Source organism: Bradyrhizobium sp. ORS 375, from assembly GCF_000239775.1.
Classification (GTDB): Bacteria; Pseudomonadota; Alphaproteobacteria; order Rhizobiales; family Xanthobacteraceae; genus Bradyrhizobium.
The window spans coordinates 14083-29396 of sequence record NZ_CAFI01000342.1 but is presented as its reverse complement, the minus strand read 5'-3'; the positions used below and the strand labels follow the sequence as shown (position 1 = coordinate 29396).

The window sequence follows — 15314 nt, the reverse complement described above, 5'->3', positions numbered from 1 at the left end:
CCGCGATCGGATTCCAGCCGCCGAGCTGACCGACGGTCACGACGCTGCCGCCGAACTTGATCTGCGGACCGGTGCCGCCGGCGACCGGATTGAGGAAGTAGGTCGAGCCGGCGAGCACCAGGCTGGTCGATCCGGCCGTCTCGATCACCGTGTTGGGAATGCCGATGCTGCCGTCGCCGTTCAGATCCTGCTGGAAGTTGGTTTCCAGCATTTCCAGCGCACTGCTGCTGCCGCTGACGGCGCCGATGGCGTTGCCGGTGTAGCTGCCGCTGCTGTCGGTGTTCCAGACCGTGTAGAGATCGCTGCCGGCCATCTTCCAGGCGATCTGATAGCCGTTGCCGACGGCTTCGGCGGCGATCGGCGTCCAGCCGCCCAGCTGTCCTGGCGCCACCGGTGCGCCATTGAACTTCACCTCGGGGCCCGTGCCGCCGGCCACCGGATTGAGGAAATAGCTGTTGCCGGACTGGACGAGGCTGGTGGCGCCCATCGCCTCGATGACGGTGCTCGCCAGGCCGATCGTGCCGTCACCGTTCAGATCCTGATGGAACGACGTCTCGAACGTCACGAACGAGGTCGAGCTTCCGGATACGCCGCCGATCGCGTTGCCCGTGTAATTGCCGGCGCTGTCGACGTTCCAGACGGTGTAGAGATCCTGCCCCTGGAATTTCCACGCGACCTCGTAGCCGCCGCTGCCATTGGATTCGACGCCGATCGGCGTCCAGTTGCTCAGCTGGTGGACCACCACGTTCGCGCCGTTGAACCGCAGCGCCACCGTGGTGCTTCCGCTGATGGCGTTCAGATCGTAGATCACGCCGACCTGGGCGAGGCTGATCGATCCGAGCGCCTCGATGACCGTGTTGGCGAAATAAGGCGCCGAGCTGACCGCCGGGTTCAGCTGGGCGAGCCCCGCGCCGGCCACGGCAGAATTGGCCATTGGCACAGCCGTCTGCTGCAGGATCTCCGACACATTCGCCGAACTCAGTGTCGGGTTGGCCGTCAGGATCAAGGCCGAGATCGCGGCGACTGTGGGGGCGGCAGCGGACGTGCCGTAGAAGTCGGTGAGGCCGGAGACCGTCGTCACGATGTTGTCGACGCCGGAGACCACGACAGGGTTGAGCTGGAGCGGCGTCGTCAGGCGCGTGCCGTCATTGGCAAACAGGATCTCGGTCCCGGCTCCCGATGACGAAAAGCTTTCCGACACCGGCGTGACGCCAAAAGCCGGGGTGTTGGCGCTGTTGACGGCGCCGACCGTAATGACCCCCGGCGTCATGGCGTGACCGAACACGGTGCCGGTATTGGCCCCGCTGATGGAGACCGGCGCACCGTTGCCGGCCAGGATCTCCTTGATCATCGTCGGCGTGGGCCCGTCTGCGTCGGCAATGACGATCTGGTAGGTGCCGGAGACCGAGAACTGCAACCCGATGTAGGGATTGTAGTACGTGTTGGGGACGAAGCCGACGTACTGCCCGTCCTTGTACACGGCGACGACGAGGTGTGAAGCGGCCTGGCCCCAGGGCTGGTCCCATTGCACGAGCAGGTAGGCACCCGCCGTGACGGAGATCGTCTGCGAGATGTTGCCGCCGAAGCTCAACGCATTGCCGGCATAGTAATTCCCGCCGATGCTGCCGGATATCGAGGTCCAGGACGTCTGATAGGCCGAGCTTCCGTTGTTGCCCGCCGAGGTGACATACGTCACGCCCATCGCCTGGACCGTCTGGATGGCCTTGGCGACAATGCCGTTCTGGAAGAACGGCTCGTCGGTGTAGCTCACGTCGTCGACGATCACCTTGCAGCCTGCATTGGCGAGCGCGATGATGCCGTTGGCGAAGTCCTGCTCGCTCTGGCTCGCCGTGTAGAAGGCGAGGCTGGCATCGGGCGCGATGTCGTGGATGACCTGCATCATCGCACGGCCTTCGTCCGACCCGCCCGACGGCATGTCTTTCAGGATTTGAATCTTGGAGGCCGAAGGCAGGGCTCCGCTGGCCTCGTCGGCCGCTGCACCGCCCTTATTGTTGAAGCTGCTGGAGAGGACGCCGATCTTGATGCCGGCGCCCGTCACACCGGTGGTGTTGCCGCCGAGCGCCTGCACGACCTGGGCGCCGGTCGCGCCGTTTGCACCGACCGCCGAGGTGATGGCCTCGGTCACCGCCTCCTGAAGCGACGTATGGGCCGAGGCGTTTGGCGCGGGTTGTGCCGATCCTTCGTGGGTAGGACCGGACGATAACCAGGTCGGCAGCGACGCGCCGGCACCGAAGGTCGTCTCGACCACCGTCGAGAGCACCGCTCCGCTCAGGCCGAGGCTCTGCTCCAGGACATGCACGGTCTCCGTCGTGACATGGCCGGCAGGTGCGGCGGGCGGATTGAACGAGATCTCCTGGGTGACTTGCCAGGACGAGCCGATGACAGCCGTCCAGATCGTAGGCTTGGCCGCTTCATGCCCCCAGGATTGGGTCTGCGTGCTGACCTCGAAGAGATGCGCAACCGGCGCCGCTTCGCCATCATCAGCCGCGACCGTGCCGCTCGCATCGGCCGACCCGCTCGCGGTCGCGGGAGACGGGGCAGGACCGGTCGGCTCCGCCGACGCATGGATCGCCTGCTCGCCGCCGGAGGCCGGCTCGGGCGCATCGCCGGCCGCATCGGCGCCAGCCGCAGGCTGCTGCGCGTGCCAAGCATGGCCGTCCGCAACGGGATCGAAGATGAGGGACTGGGCGGCTTCTCGCCAGCGCTGGGAGATCTCTTCGGCGCGATCAGATTCGGTCAACATGGATGCAACATTGATTGTTCTGCCGTCGAGACCGGCAGGCGATGAACTGAAGCGTCGGCCGTGATGCCCCGCGATCTTGAATAAAATCGTACCGAAGAATGGCGGCTCCGGCCATACGTCATGGTTCGATCGGTATGATCGAATTCAACTAAGGGTGGTATTCGACAAAGCCATGGGCGCCGCGACCGAGCCGGAGGTGGTCGGTCCGCGGCAGCGCGGCTGCAAACATCAAAAGCGGGACGTGCAGCGGATCCGTCTTGCCGGTCGTGGGAGCCGGCTGGCGAATCAGACGAGGTGGAAGCTCGACAGATGCGCCAGCAGATCGGCGGTCGAGACGTGCTGAACCGTGATCGTGTCCTGCGCCGCGTCGGTGATCACGGCATTGCCAGCTACGTCGTCATGGATCGCTGCCAGCAGCGCGGCTTGGTTCGCGAAAAGGTTGTGGCTGACGACGAGCGTGTCGATGCCCGGGGTGAAATCAGCGATGCTCACCTGACCGAAATGCTCGGCGAAGACGAAGCTGTCATGGCCCGTCAGCGTCATGGTCTGCGGAGCGGTGCCGCTCACCGGCCCCGTGGCGGCTGAGATCAGCGTGCCGCCGTGGCCGTCGTCGCTGAAGCGGAAGCTGTCCTGCGACATGGGTCCGAGGAAATGCAGCAACGTGCTGCTGGCGCCGTCGCTGAGCGACAGCAGCCCGTTGGCACCGTCGAAACGTGTCTGCAGCGAGCTGTAGGCGAGGCTGCTGAGGTCGATCCGATCGCCGCTGTTGCCGAATCCGATCAGCTCGCCGCTGAAACTGGCCGAGATCGTCAGCACGACCTCGGGGCCGCCAGCCGACGTCAAGGATTGCGCGCCCGCTGCCACGTGCGAGGGGACGCCGATGGTGCCGTCACCGTTGAGGTCCTGAAGGAAGCTGGTCTCCAGCGTCTCCAGCGCTGCCGAGCCGCCCGGGACGGCGCCGATCGCGTTGCTCGTATAGTTGCCGCTGCCGTCGGTGTTCCACACCGTATAGAGATCGGCACCCGCCATCTTCCAGGCTACGAGGTAGCCGCCGCCCGAGGCCTCTGCTCCGATCGGATTCCAGCCGCCGAGCTGCCCCACGGTCACGACGCCGCCGCCGAACTTGATCTGCGGGCCGGTGCCGCCGCCGACCGGATTGAGGAAGTAGGTCGAGCTGGATTGCACCAGGCTCGTCGAGCCCAGCGCTTCGATCACGGCTGATGGAATGCCGATCGTGCCGTCGCCATTCAGGTCCTGGTGGAGGTTGGTTTCCAGAGCTTCCAGCGCGCTGCTGGCGCCATTGACCGCACCGATCGCATTTCCCGTGTAGTTGCCGCTGCTGTCGGCGTTCCAGACCGTGTAAAGGTCGGTCCCGCTCATCTTCCAGGCGATCTGGTAGCCGCCGCCCACGACGTCAGCGCCGATCGGCATCCAGCCGCCGAGCTGTCCCGGCGCGAGAACCGCGCCGCTGAACTTGATCTGCGGGCCCGTGCCGCCGCCCACCGGGTTCAGATAGTAGCCGGATCCCGACTGCACGAGGCTGGTCGATCCAAGGGTTTCGATGACGGTGGAGGGAATGCCGATGCTGCCGTCGCCGTTGAGGTCCTGGTGGAAGTTGGTCTCCAGCGCCTCCAAGGCGCTGCTCGCGCCGTTGACGGCGCCGATTGCGTTGCCGGAGTAGGCGCCGGTGCTGTCGGTGTTCCAGACCGTGTAGAGATCCGCGCCGGCCATCTTCCAGGCGATCTGATAGCCGCTGCCGACGGTCTCCGCCGCGATCGGCGTCCAGCCGCCGAGCTGTCCGACGACGAGATTGGCGCCGCCGAACTTCACCTGGGGACCAGTGCCGCCGCCGACAGGGTTGAGGAAGTAGCCATTGCCGGACTGGACGAGGCTGGTCGAGCCGATGGCCTCGATGACGGTGCTCGGCACGCCGATCGTGCCGTCGCCATTGAGGTCCTGATGGAACGATGTCTCGAACGCCTCGAATCCGGCCGTGCCGCCCGAGACGGCGCCGATGGCATTGCCGGTATAGTTGCCGCTGCTGTCGAGATTCCACACCGTGTAGAGGTCGGTGCCCGACATCTTCCAGGCGACCTGATAGCCGCTGCCGCTGGTCTCGGCCGCGATCGGGGTCCAGCCGCCGAGCTGTCCCGGGGCGACCGTGCCGCCGTTGAACTTGATCTGCGGTCCGGTTCCGCCGGCGACCGGGTTGAGGAAGTAGCTCATGCCGAGCTGAACAAGGCTGGTCGATCCGAGCGCCTCGATCGTCACCGGCGTGGCCGAGACGAGATGGAAGCCGAGCGCGTCCATCTGCTTCAGGTCCACGGTCGTCAGCGTCTGCAGCGTGCTGTAGGTGTAGAACTCGTTGAACGGATCGTTGCCGCCCTGCACGCCGCTGTTCAGGAAGTCGCTCGGATCGGACGACTGGCCGTAATCGGCGAGTTTGGTATAGCCACCGTCGAGCGAGAAATAGGCGGTCGATGCCGTCGCGCCGCCGGTCATCAGCCGGACGCCCGGGCTCGAGAACCGGTACAGATCGAAGATGTCAGGCTGCGGACCGTAGGGCACGCGGCCGAAGGCGTGGGTCAGCTCGTGCAGGGCCACGCCGACCAGCAGATTCGGATTGATGTCGGTGGCGAAGGTGGCGCTGCCGTCGTCCGTGGTGGTGTCGTTGGCGCCGAGGCCGCCCCACAGCTTCAGCTGCGAATTCCACACCGCGACGTAGGATTGACCCTGGATGCTTGATCCGGCGGGTAGCGCATTGAACGTGGTGTCGCCGGGACTGGCGTTGTTGATCAGATTGGAGCGGACGCTGGAATAGCTCATCCACTGACCGCCGTCGGGACCCGCCGCCGCGCCGCCGCCGGTGCCGCTGTAGTCGATCTTGAGATTGACCGTGATGCGATCCGAGATCAGCGAGGTGAGGATTGCCGCCGCCTGTTGAATGCCGGCGCGGAAGCTCGCCGGCGCATTCATCGCCGCCGTGTCGAACAACAGGTTGATGGTCAGTCCGCCAGCGCTCACCGCGGTGACGGCGCCGACGCCGGCGAAGTCGCCCTGCGCGAGCAGCGATTCCACGGCCTCTTCGGGAAGCTCGACCGGATTCGAGGGGGGCGGAACGCCCGCATCATAGGTCGGCGAGATCGGATCAGACTGTGAGTTGGACACTCCAAGCATTGGCTCAGTCCCAGCTGTTCGCGTGAACGGCGCATGGCTCGATCAAGGCGATTCGCTGCCTCGTGATTCGCGACCGTGCCAACTTTACCTATCAGGCTGAGGGCCTTGCTCGGAGGTTAATGGTGGCGCAGAACAACGGGAAAACTACTGGTGGTCGCGCGTTGTGGGCGTTCATCGAACTCTGAGTTCCGAGCCCTTCAGCCCAGCAGTTCCGGCAGCCGGTTCAGGAACGCGGGTACTGGTAACGACGCACCAAAATTGTAGGGATTGCCGCTGAGGGCCGCGCGATAGCGGTCGAGTTGCGGGCCGCCCTCGCGCAACGGCCGGCTGACGCCGTCCAGGCAATCCAGCTTGTAGCGGACTGCTTCCGTGATGTCCTCTGCGGTATTGGCGTGGATCTCAAGTCCGTGGCGCGCCAGCACCGCGGTGTCGATCAGCAGCGCCTGCAGCGGTTGGCGATAGGTCTCACGCAGCGACAGATAACGACGGTTGCGGCGGTCGTAGACCGGACGCACGGTGAAGTCGGTGCGCTCGTGCCAGAACTGGCAGTCATTCGAGATGCAGTTGACCAGCAGCATCGGCGTTCCCAGCGCCTGCACAGCCGTCGTCAGGCCCGACGTCGTGCCGACGAAGAGGCGGGCGGCGGCGCAGAGATACAGGTCCATCTCCGCCGATTTGATGTCGCTATGGGCGTAGTCGAACACGCCGGCCATGCCGCGCAGCGGGGTCATGCTGCGGTCGCCGAGCCGGACGACGGCGCCGCCGCGCGCGGTGATCGCGGCGATTGCCTCCAGGTAGTCGCCGACATTGGCGGAGCGATGCTGGCGCGTCGTCCCGGGACCGTCGCCGTGATAGCCGCCTTCGCGGATGTGCATCGCGACAAACCAGTCGGCGGTCACGCCCGCCGCGCGCAGCCTGGCGGCGCCCTGTTCCATGAGCTCTGCTGGAACCTTCACGATCGGTCCACGCTGCTGCTCCGCCCAGGCGACCTGGGCCCGCGACGCCGCGTGCGCCCACGGCTCGGCCAAGCCATCCGTGCCGCGGACGGCGATGAACTGATCGCCGACCAAGCGTTGATAGGGCAGGAGGTCATCGACGAGTGCAGAGTCCTCGATGATCGTGACATGCTGATCGAACAGCCTCAGGAAAGGCTGGTTCACCACCTTAGCGGGCGGTGCGAGCAGCACGTAGTTGGCGCGCGGCAGCATGCCGAGCGCGGCCATGCGCAAATGGCAGTCGATGAAGCCGATATGGCCGATCAGCGTCACCCATTCGTAGCCGAGCAGCCGGACCGGGAGCGCAGGATCGAAGATCCGGCTCGCGCCGGCGATGCGGTGGGTCAGCGTCTCGGGAAGCGACCATTTGCGCGCCAAGGCGTCCTGATGATCGAGCGCCGCCTGATAACAGCGGAACGTGTCGTCGTAGCGGCCCTGGTGATAGAAGTTTTCGCCGAGCTGGATCAGGTTGTCGTAGATCAGCAGATCCCCGGCATTCTCCAGCTCCCAGGCGCTCGGCGTATAGGTCGACGGATCGTAGCCGCCGGCATAGTTCTGATGCGCCATCACCGAGCGCGGATCGCGTTCGACTGAGGCCTCGAAGCACGCGGCGGCGCGGACGTGATCGCCGGCCAAAGCATTGACCGCGCCCAGCTTGCGCAGCGCGTTGCCGTCGCCCGACGCGGCCGCCGTCTGAAGAAAATGCGCCGCCACCGGCAGATTGCCGCGATACATATGGGCGACGCCGACGGCGAAGTTGATCGCAAAGCTGTCGATCGTCTCGGCCCGTGGCACCTCGCGCACGATGCGGTCATAGGCGCTGCACAGCGCGAGCGTCGCGAAATAGGCCTGAGCGCCAACGCCGGTCCGGGACCTGATCTGGCTGCGGAAGATCAGGTTCAGCAGGCGCACCGCGCGCAATGCGCTCGGCTTGCGGCTTGCGGCGAGGTGGACCTGGGCGGACGCGGCGAGCGTCGTCGACGTCAGCCGTGCGAGCAGTCGGCCGATGAATGTCTCTCGCGCGAGTTGCCGGTCGATCAGCTCAAGCAGTCTCGCGCCGGCCGGCGCATTGATCAGCCTACCGTCGACGATGTTGGCGGCGCGGGTGGTCAGCGGGAGCAGTTGCCGGCGCCTGGCACTCAGGAAGGCGTAGAGGCGAAACACCGCTGCCGTCAGCCAGGTTCGCGGCGACCAGCGGCTTCGCGGCGGCTGCTGCGATGGTGGTGCGGCTGGCACGCCGCGGACAGGGGCGGGCGTCACCTGCCGGTGATCGAGGCGATGCCGGAGGGAGCCGATGGGCGCACGCATCGTCATGGCGCGCGATAGGCTGGCGTTCCGGCGATGATCTGGCGTCGTACCCCGGTCTGGGCGAGCAGGCGCGTCAGCGACATCGGGCGGGTCCGCAGCGTGACCCAGGCGAGGGCAGCCAGACGTCCGACCGTCCCGAGGCTCAAGAGCAACGCAAGCAGATGCGTGTCGAGCATGTTTCCATCGAGCAAAGCGGACACGCGTGCAGCCTTGGCGGCCGGCGCCGTCGCGCTGCCCAGCACCATGCGCGCGGCGCCAAAGCGGTTGCGCCGTGCGAACGCCGCGTCATACCCAGGAGGAAACAGCCTGCTTTGCTGAATCAGAGCGCCGATCTCGGCCAGCTTGGCATTGAGTGAGGTCGGGTCGGTCGCCGTCACGGTCGAGTAGTTCTGGCCGTGGATGCGCCAATAGCCGAGGACGTCGGCGATGAAGTAGCAGCCGTAGGTCAGCGCCAGCCGGCGCGCCAGAAACGCATCCGAGAACGAGCCGAGCTTGACGTCGAACCCGCCGAGCGCCTGCAGGGCCTCTTTGCGATACAGCGACGTCGTGCCGGAGAAGTAGTTGTCGCCGAGACGCAGGATGCGGCGGACGTCGGTTGGAGCAAGCATCGTCGATGCGGACGAGGGCAGCATCATCGGCCGCAGCATGCGCTTGGCCGAAGGGCCGTCCGGCCCGATGATCTCGCAGCAGGCGAAGATCAGGCCGGCATCGGCGTGCTTCGCGGCCTGGCGCATCGCCTTCTCGAGATAGGCCGGATGAAGCGCGTCGTCGGCGCCGAGAAATCCGATCCAGGTGGTGTCGGCGATCGCCAGCGCCTCGTTCTGGCCGCGCACGACTCCCTGGTTGGCCTCACGACGGATCAACCGCCAGCTCGGCCTGTCCGCGAGGAAGCGTTCGATGACCGCGATGCTGCCATCCGTCGAGCAGTCGTCGATGATGATGACACGGTCTGGCGCGCGGGTCTGATTGGCGATGCTGCCGAGCGACTCCGGCAGGTAGTGGGCGTGATTGAAATTGGGAACCACCAGGGTGACGGTCGGTGCAGCGGCTGGGCGGGTCGTCGGGGTCATGGCTCAGCGAACATCCTGCCGCATCGTTCCCACGCCTGTCGGTCAGGACGTCGGCAACTCTTTCAACACATCGTCCAGAGCGCCGAAGGCGCGCACGCGGCCGCCTTCGAGATACAGCCCGAGATTGCAGGTCTCCCGAAGCAGGCCGAGATCATGCGAGGCCAGCACGACGATGCCCGAGCGCCCGGTGATCTCCTGCAACCGGTCGTGGGTCTTCTTGCGGAAATGGGCGTCTCCGACCGCGATCCACTCGTCCATCAGGATGATGTCGCCATGGATCGAGGCCGCGATCGAGAACACAAGGCGCAGCAGCATGCCCGAGGAATAGGTCCGGATCGGAAGCTCCAGATAATCGCCGAGCTCGGCGAACTCGGCGATTTCCGGCACGCGCTGCTCGATCTCCTCGGGCGAGAGGCCGAGGATGAGGCCGCGGGTGCGGATGTTCTCGTAGCCCGAGGCTTCCTCGTCCATGCCCAGCCCGATGTCGAACATCGGCACGTTGCGGCCAACCACGCGCAACGAGCCGCGTGTCGGCTCGTAGATCCCGGCGAGCACGCGGATCAGCGTGGTCTTGCCGGCGCCGTTGTGGCCCACGAGGCCGAGGCGGTCGCCCTTGTTCAACGTGAAGCTGATGTCGTCGAGCGCCTGCACGAACTGGAAAGAGCCTTCGTTGCGCGAGACCTTTCCGCCGACGCGCGACGCGGCCTTGATCGCCAGATGCCGGAACGACCGCGCGTTCGGCGGCGCGACCGGAAATTCGATGCCGATTTGCTTGGCTTCAATCAGAGGCATTTGGGATCCTGGTGGCCTTGGTCAGGCCCAGTACACGACGCGCGAGCGATAGCGCGTGTAGATATACATCATCGCGCCGGTCAGGATCGCGACGCATCCGATCGCGCCCGCCCAGCTCGAAAGGCTCGGAACGGTCCCCATCAGCGGATCGCGCGTAATCGCCAGCAAATAGGCAATCGGGTTCAGCGCAACCACGAACGCGCCGCCCTTAATCTGGCTCGGCGCCCAGATGATCGGCGAGATGAAGAACAGGAGCTGGATGATCGCATTCATCACCGGCGGCACGTCGCGGTAGCGGACGCAGATCATCGACACGATGGTCGATAGGCTGACGATGAACACATAGACCAGCGCCAGACCGAACAGGCTGAGCAGGCTGACGAAGCCGAGCGGCCACGGATAGATCAGCCAGATGATAGGAATGATGGCGATGTTGTGCAGGAATATGATCAGGTTTCGCTGAACCATGCGCATGACATGGATCAGGATCGGCATATCAACCGCTTTGATCATGCCGCCGGCATTGATCATCGTATAGCAGGACTCGCCGAGCGACGAGGCGACGAAGTTCCAGATCGTCATGCTGACGATGAAATGCGGCAGATAGGTCTTCATGTCGGCGCCGAGGAAGCGGCCGGCGACCGCGCCCATGATCAGGGCGGTGATCGCATTGGTCGCGGTGATCCACCACGGGCCGAGCATGGTGCGTCGGTATTTCGACCGGATGTCGCCGGCGGCGAGCGCGCGCCAGGTGACATGACGGGTGATGAACGGCGCGATGTCCTCGCGGCAGCGCGCCCAGGAGAAGCGACGCTGTTCCGCGATCACGAACCGCTCGACCTGTCCATCGGTCAGGGTGGTCATTCCTGCTCCCTCGCGAATGCCGTAAGTATCTGTCCTACCGACCGAAAGCGCCGGTCATTCGGCGCGCCGCCGGCGGGGCGCCGCGCTTGCTGCACCATGTTACGCGGGGGCTGTCAACCGGTCAGCGCCAGCCCGCCCCCGCGACCCAGCAGCGGGGCCCGGGAAGCGCGTCAGATTGTCGTCGACCCCGACGCATCGACGATGCGCGGCTCCGGGAGCGGCACCAGGAAGCGGCCGCCGGCATCGAGATACGCCTGATTCCGCTTCAGGATCGGATCGGCATAGATCCAGGCGAGAATCACCACCACGTCCGGCTTGCGGGCGGCGAGTTCGCTGGACGGCAGCACCGGGATGTGGGCACCCGGGCTGAAACGGCCGTGCTTGAGCTGGTTGTCGTCGACGATGAACTTGACCCGGCTCTCCAGCTCGAAATGGTAGAGCAGGGTGGTCGTGGTGGTCGAGGCGCCATAGGCGGCGACCAGCTTGCCGGCCGCGATCGCCTCGTCGAGATAAGCGAGCACCCGGCGCTTGCAGTCCTCGATGGCGACGAACCAGTCGCGGTAGATCTGCGGCTGGGTCACGCCGCGCCGTTCTTCCTCGGCGATCAGCTTCGACAGCTCCGCCGAGCGCGGCCGCTTTCCGGTCGATTTCGGCTGCGCGAAGGCGCGGATCGAGCCGCCCTTGGTGCCGGTGCGCTCGACATGGAAAAGCGTCATGTCGTGACGGTTCAGGAAGGTCTCGAGCGGGATCAGCGCGTGATGCGAGACGTGCTCGTGATAGATCGTGTCGAACACCATGTTGTCGATCATGTCGACGATGTAGGAGACCTCGAACACGAAGGCGCCGTCGTCGGCGAGCAGCAGCCGGATGCCCTTGACGACGTCCGACATGTTGTCGATGTGGGCGAACACGTTGTTGGCGCAGAACAGCTTCGCCTCGCCCTGATCCGCCCTGATCCTGGCTGCCAGCGCACTGGTGAAGAAGTCCGGGATCGTCGGAATCCCCTCGCTCGTGGCGGTCGCGGCGATGTCGCGCGCAGGGTCGATCCCCTGCACCCGCATGCCCTCGGCCTTGAACGCCTTCAACAGCGAGCCGTCATTGCTGCCCATCTCGGCGACGAGGCTGCCCTTCGGGATCGCGAGCGTCGAGACCACCGACTGGGCATAGCGCTTGAAATGCTCGACGAGGCCGAGCGAGACCGAGGTGCGGTAGGTGTAATCGCGGAACAGGATGTCGGGGTCGACGACGTCGAGGTTCTGCAAATGGCCGCACGACAGGCAGAGATAGCAGTCGAGCGGATAGAGATCCTGCGTCTCGCCCAGCCGATCGGCGGTCACGAACGCATCGCCGATCGCGGACGGCCGAATTGGCAGCACGTGATCGAGCGAGGTCGAGCCGCACAGGCGGCAATCGGTCTTGTGCTTGACGTGCTGCATGGTCTGGCGGTCCTGGGTTGGCTGTCCCCTCACGGGGAATGTCGGCCGAAGCGTGAATTGCGGCCGCGTTTTACAGCCCCGCGAAGCTCTTGGCGACCTCTTCTTGCCAGACTGTGGACACCCCGCCGTCGAGGAACAGGCTCTGCCCATTGATGAACGAGGCGCGCTGGCTGCACAGAAAATCGAGGGCGTCGGCGCATTCCTCGGCCGTGCCGAGCCGGCCGAGCGGGACCAGCTTCCGGTAGGTCTCCATCAGCTTCTCGTTCTGCTCGTAGAACACGCGCGATTCGCGCTTCAGATAGGTCAGCGGCATGATGGCGTTGACGCGGATGCCGCGGCGGCCGAGCGTCGCGGCATAATGCCGGACCATCGCATTGAGGCCGCCCTTGACGACGTGGTAGCCGACCGGCTGCGACGAGCCGACGAATTCGGCATAGACCGAGCTGACCACGCCAATGGCGCGGTCGCCCTCATCGGCAAAATGGCCGGAAAAGCCGTCGATCAGGTCGCGCGAGGCGGTCAGGCCGACCTGGATCTCGCCCGCCCAGGGATCGCCCTGGCCGCGGAAGCGCTGGCTCAGCACGAGATAGCGCAGCGGACCCTGAGTCTCGGCAATGTCGCGCCAGAGCCCGGCAAAGCTGTCGCTGCGTTCCAGATCAGCGGAAAAATGCTTCAGACCGGGCTGGTCGGGGAAGTCGGCCGGACGCTGCCGCGACACCACGCTGACGGCGCAGCCGCGCGACAGGAAGCGCTCGACCACCACGCGGCCGAGGCCGCGGGTGCCGCCGACCACCACGGCATGGTCAGTCATGCCGCGGCATCCTGCAGCGCTGCGACCCGGCGGACGAGATCGGCCTGATAGGCCGCGGCGGCCGCGGTGTCGCTGTCCTCGGGTGCGAAATCGGCGAACACGCTGGCGCCGGGGCGGAACGGGCCGTTGGTGATCTCGTGCACGACCAGCAGTTCGCTGCGGATGATCAGGGTGTGGAAGAACGCGTTGGACATGCGGTAATAGAACGGCCGCGTGCCGCCGGGTGCCCCCAGCTCGACGACGCGCGCGATCTCGCCGGAATCGTCGAATACGACGATGTCGACCTCGCCCTCGACGATGTGGAACGCCTCGCTCTTGCCGGGATGCTTGTGCGGCCGGATGTAGGAGTGCGAATCGATCGCGATGATCATCTCGTGCAGCTGGTCCTCGCCGTCCGGATGCGCGTTGATGCGGGCGCGTCGTTTCGGGCTGGCCTTCACGGCCGCCTTGAGCGTGTTGATCTCCGCCTGTCCGACGGAGGCGATCGGTCCCTCGGCCAGGAACACCTCGGGAGACTTCTGAACCAGGCTCATCAGGCGAGATCCTTCGAAATTGCGTTGTCGAGCGCCGCATAAATGGAGCGGAAAGCCACACCGCGCGCCGCGAGCGGAGCGAGCTTGTCGCGCACCTTGCCCTCGATATGGGGGGCGACCGCGAACAGACAGGTGGTGATCCGCTCATCGGCCAAAAGGCGCGCGGAGCCTACCACGGGGACGCGAAAGCCCGGTGGAAAAAAGCCGGCCTTGTCGGCGTCGTCATCGACGGCCAGAGCGATCATATCGGCCACGCCGCAGGCGTTCGCGAACATGATGGCGTGATGTCCGATGCCGAACAGGGCGAGCCCGTCCCTTTCGGGGCCGGCGGCCGCGCGCAGCCGCGCCTGCAGCCGCCCGCGTTGCGCCGAGAAGCTGTCTCGGTAGATCTGAAACAGCTCCGAGGACCCTCGCGCGGGCGGACCGGATGATTCGCGGCGCGGCGCGAGCACGGCGACCAGCGCGTCCTCGAGTGCGCCCGGATAGCGCAGCAGCGCCAGCACATGGTACCCGCTCACATGCGCCAACTCGCGCAACGTGTCCTCGACGAAATAGCAGCTGTGCTCCTCCCACAGGAAGCAGTAGTCGCAGGCTGCGAGAAACTTGCTGCTGTCGGGGACTTCGACCAGCAAGAGCCCGTCGGGCGAGATGAGCTTCTTGAGGGCCTTCAAGGCGAGAATCGGCGTCGGGCTGTGCTCGACGATGTAGCGGCACGACACGATGTCGAAGGTTCCGTGCTGCGCCGAGAGCGCGGCCAAATGCGCATCATTGAGCGTTGCTTGCCAGCTCTCTAGATAGGGGTAGCGGCCGGCCGGAGCCGCGGTGTCGAGCGAAACGGAGTGCGTCTGCAGGCCCTGCGCGGCGAGCCGGGACAACAGCGGCTGCTCGAACGGGCCGGTCCCGACCACGCGACGCGCGTGAGGGCGCAGCGCCAGCAGGCTCGTCACCAGCGCATCCAGATGGCCTTCGGGCTCGCGGTAGCGGATCCACGGCACCGCCGGACTCAGCAGCGAAGGCGAGGGCGCGTCACGAAGCTGGACGAGCTGGCATGTTTCGCATTCGACGATGTCGAGATCGTGCCGACGATCGCTCACTGCTTTCCGATTGAAGTCGTTGCAAATCGGAAGTGGGCCGAGCGCGAGAGCAGGAGAATGAATGCCGCTTCCGCAAAGGCGGCAGGACCAAATCATCTGGTGCTCCGATTCCTCACCTCGAATCACGGGACACCGTCGAAGCGCTTCCAGCGATCACGGCAACGCCTTGATTCTCAGCCAGTTTCCCAACCACCGCTCCTTTTCATGCCTGTGCATTCAAACGTGAATTGAACCCAGCGTGCAGGCGGAAAGGTTGCAGCCGCATGCCCATGTCCGCTGCTTCGCGTTCATGGGCAGACGAGCGGAACGCCATCGCACGATGTGCCTGCAGGCGCAAGGTTCATTCACCGCTGACACGAGCTCACGTTGTGCGAGTCCGATCACATGTTGATCGACGGGCGCCCCCGAAGTAATCGTAAGTTTCGTTCTGAGGCGAGGACCGGGAAAAAGTGATGTATGACATAGTCTCA

At 65.5% G+C, this 15314-nt stretch carries 10 protein-coding genes; all 10 read right to left on the bottom strand.

From position 1 onward, the window contains the following. On the bottom strand, window positions 1-2764 hold a 2764-nt coding region (locus BRAO375_RS24595), incomplete at its 3' end, for a S8 family serine peptidase (protein ID WP_035641948.1). 285 nt (window positions 2765-3049) lie between these two features. Next, a complete protein-coding gene (locus BRAO375_RS24590) occupies window positions 3050-5941 on the bottom strand; it encodes an NF038122 family metalloprotease (protein WP_009030160.1) in 2892 nt (963 codons plus the stop codon). 197 nt (window positions 5942-6138) lie between these two features. Then, window positions 6139-8250 carry a TIGR04372 family glycosyltransferase gene (locus BRAO375_RS24585; protein WP_009030159.1) on the bottom strand — a complete coding sequence of 704 codons (2112 nt, stop codon included), beginning with the start codon at window positions 8248-8250 and terminating at the stop codon, window positions 6139-6141. After that, window positions 8247-9314, bottom strand: coding sequence for a glycosyltransferase family 2 protein (locus BRAO375_RS24580; protein ID WP_009030158.1), 1068 nt, complete (start codon window positions 9312-9314; stop codon window positions 8247-8249). Before BRAO375_RS24580 ends, BRAO375_RS24585 begins: the two co-directional genes overlap by 4 nt. A gap of 42 nt (window positions 9315-9356) precedes the next feature. After that, window positions 9357-10106 carry an ABC transporter ATP-binding protein gene (locus BRAO375_RS24575; protein WP_009030157.1) on the bottom strand — a complete coding sequence of 250 codons (750 nt, stop codon included), beginning with the start codon at window positions 10104-10106 and terminating at the stop codon, window positions 9357-9359. A gap of 21 nt (window positions 10107-10127) precedes the next feature. Then, complete coding sequence (locus tag BRAO375_RS24570; protein ID WP_009030156.1) at window positions 10128-10970, bottom strand: ABC transporter permease; 843 nt, start codon at window positions 10968-10970, stop codon at window positions 10128-10130. A gap of 170 nt (window positions 10971-11140) precedes the next feature. Further along, window positions 11141-12406 (bottom strand): class I SAM-dependent methyltransferase, encoded by a 1266-nt coding sequence (locus BRAO375_RS24565; protein WP_009030155.1) that lies wholly within the window; start codon window positions 12404-12406, stop codon window positions 11141-11143. A gap of 70 nt (window positions 12407-12476) precedes the next feature. After that, the gene (locus tag BRAO375_RS24560; RefSeq protein ID WP_009030154.1) at window positions 12477-13217 is read right to left on the bottom strand and encodes an SDR family NAD(P)-dependent oxidoreductase; all 741 of its coding nucleotides are present in this window, start codon (window positions 13215-13217) and stop codon (window positions 12477-12479) included. Next, complete coding sequence (locus BRAO375_RS24555) at window positions 13214-13750, bottom strand: WbuC family cupin fold metalloprotein (RefSeq protein WP_009030153.1); 537 nt, start codon at window positions 13748-13750, stop codon at window positions 13214-13216. The genes BRAO375_RS24560 and BRAO375_RS24555 overlap by 4 nt, the downstream gene beginning before the upstream one ends. Then, a complete protein-coding gene (locus BRAO375_RS24550) occupies window positions 13750-14940 on the bottom strand; it encodes a class I SAM-dependent methyltransferase (RefSeq protein ID WP_052536128.1) in 1191 nt (396 codons plus the stop codon). The genes BRAO375_RS24555 and BRAO375_RS24550 overlap by 1 nt, the downstream gene beginning before the upstream one ends. Between the last annotated feature and the right edge of the window lie 374 nt (window positions 14941-15314).

Excerpts from the sequence above, each read along its gene's own strand:
- BRAO375_RS24555 (WP_009030153.1), bottom strand. The coding sequence starts at position 13,750 with ATGAGCCTGGTTCAGAAGTCTCCCGAGGTGTTCCTGGCCGAGGGACCG.
- BRAO375_RS24560 (WP_009030154.1), bottom strand. The coding sequence starts at position 13,217 with ATGACTGACCATGCCGTGGTGGTCGGCGGCACCCGCGGCCTCGGCCGC.
- BRAO375_RS24550 (WP_052536128.1), bottom strand. The coding sequence starts at position 14,940 with ATGATTTGGTCCTGCCGCCTTTGCGGAAGCGGCATTCATTCTCCTGCT.
- BRAO375_RS24590 (WP_009030160.1), bottom strand. The coding sequence starts at position 5,941 with ATGCTTGGAGTGTCCAACTCACAGTCTGATCCGATCTCGCCGACCTAT.
- BRAO375_RS24580 (WP_009030158.1), bottom strand. The coding sequence starts at position 9,314 with ATGACCCCGACGACCCGCCCAGCCGCTGCACCGACCGTCACCCTGGTG.
- BRAO375_RS24565 (WP_009030155.1), bottom strand. The coding sequence starts at position 12,406 with ATGCAGCACGTCAAGCACAAGACCGATTGCCGCCTGTGCGGCTCGACC.
- BRAO375_RS24585 (WP_009030159.1), bottom strand. The coding sequence starts at position 8,250 with ATGACGATGCGTGCGCCCATCGGCTCCCTCCGGCATCGCCTCGATCAC.
- BRAO375_RS24570 (WP_009030156.1), bottom strand. The coding sequence starts at position 10,970 with ATGACCACCCTGACCGATGGACAGGTCGAGCGGTTCGTGATCGCGGAA.
- BRAO375_RS24575 (WP_009030157.1), bottom strand. The coding sequence starts at position 10,106 with ATGCCTCTGATTGAAGCCAAGCAAATCGGCATCGAATTTCCGGTCGCG.